Below are 1222 nucleotides of genomic sequence, written 5' to 3'. Positions count from 1 at the left end.
AAGGACAAGCACACCACCCGCACCGGTTATCAGCCGTGGGTGCTGCTGCGTGAATCCAAGGGCAAGACCGCCACCGCTGGCCCGGCGCTGGTGCAGCAGGCTGGCCAGCAGATCGAGCAGGCCCAGCGGCAGCAGGAGAAGGCCCGCAGGCTGGCCAGCCTCGAACTGCCCGAGCGGCAGCTTAGCCGCCACCGGCGCACGGCGCTGGACGAGTACCGCAGCGAGATGGCCGGGCTGGTCAAGCGCTTCGGTGATGACCTCAGCAAGTGCGACTTTATCGCCGCGCAGAAGCTGGCCAGCCGGGGCCGCAGTGCCGAGGAAATCGGCAAGGCCATGGCCGAGGCCAGCCCAGCGCTGGCAGAGCGCAAGCCCGGCCACGAAGCGGATTACATCGAGCGCACCGTCAGCAAGGTCATGGGTCTGCCCAGCGTCCAGCTTGCGCGGGCCGAGCTGGCACGGGCACCGGCACCCCGCCAGCGAGGCATGGACAGGGGCGGGCCAGATTTCAGCATGTAGTGCTTGCGTTGGTACTCACGCCTGTTATACTATGAGTACTCACGCACAGAAGGGGGTTTTATGGAATACGAAAAAAGCGCTTCAGGGTCGGTCTACCTGATCAAAAGTGACAAGGGCTATTGGTTGCCCGGTGGCTTTGGTTATACGTCAAACAAGGCCGAGGCTGGCCGCTTTTCAGTCGCTGATATGGCCAGCCTTAACCTTGACGGCTGCACCTTGTCCTTGTTCCGCGAAGACAAGCCTTTCGGCCCCGGCAAGTTTCTCGGTGACTGATATGAAAGACCAAAAGGACAAGCAGACCGGCGACCTGCTGGCCAGCCCTGACGCTGTACGCCAAGCGCGATATGCCGAGCGCATGAAGGCCAAAGGGATGCGTCAGCGCAAGTTCTGGCTGACCGACGACGAATACGAGGCGCTGCGCGAGTGCCTGGAAGAACTCAGAGCGGCGCAGGGCGGGGGTAGTGACCCCGCCAGCGCCTAACCACCAACTGCCTGCAAAGGAGGCAATCAATGGCTACCCATAAGCCTATCAATATTCTGGAGGCGTTCGCAGCAGCGCCGCCACCGCTGGACTACGTTTTGCCCAACATGGTGGCCGGTACGGTCGGGGCGCTGGTGTCGCCCGGTGGTGCCGGTAAATCCATGCTGGCCCTGCAACTGGCCGCACAGATTGCAGGCGGGCCGGATCTGCTGGAGGTGGGCGAAC

General features: G+C 63.1%; 3 protein-coding genes and 1 pseudogene. All 4 read left to right on the top strand.

Annotation, left to right across the window (positions count from 1 at the left end; all coding sequences use genetic code 11):
• Nucleotides 1-516 (top strand): annotated as a pseudogene (locus R7Q48_RS24415) (DNA primase); the annotation flags it as partial.
• Between the two features lie 60 nt (nt 517-576).
• Nucleotides 577-789: a hypothetical protein gene (locus R7Q48_RS24410; RefSeq protein ID WP_000455501.1), complete on the top strand. Its 213-nt coding sequence runs from the start codon at nt 577-579 to the stop codon at nt 787-789.
• A gap of 1 nt (nt 790) precedes the next feature.
• Nucleotides 791-997 (top strand): plasmid repression protein F, encoded by a 207-nt coding sequence (gene urfF, locus R7Q48_RS24405; protein ID WP_007857788.1) that lies wholly within the window; start codon nt 791-793, stop codon nt 995-997.
• Nucleotides 998-1026: 29 nt separating this feature from the next.
• A partial coding sequence (locus R7Q48_RS24400; RefSeq protein WP_219352521.1) for an AAA family ATPase occupies nt 1027-1222 on the top strand: 196 nt, incomplete at its 3' end.

This window comes from Vibrio sp. 378 (genome assembly GCF_033339435.1).
The sequence above is the reverse complement of the archived record's forward strand: the minus strand, read 5'-3'. Positions and strand labels throughout refer to the sequence as shown.

Coding starts and splice junctions, on each gene's coding strand:
- R7Q48_RS24410 (WP_000455501.1), top strand. CDS start 577: ATGGAATACGAAAAAAGCGCTTCAGGGTCGGTCTACCTGATCAAAAGT.
- urfF (WP_007857788.1), top strand. CDS start 791: ATGAAAGACCAAAAGGACAAGCAGACCGGCGACCTGCTGGCCAGCCCT.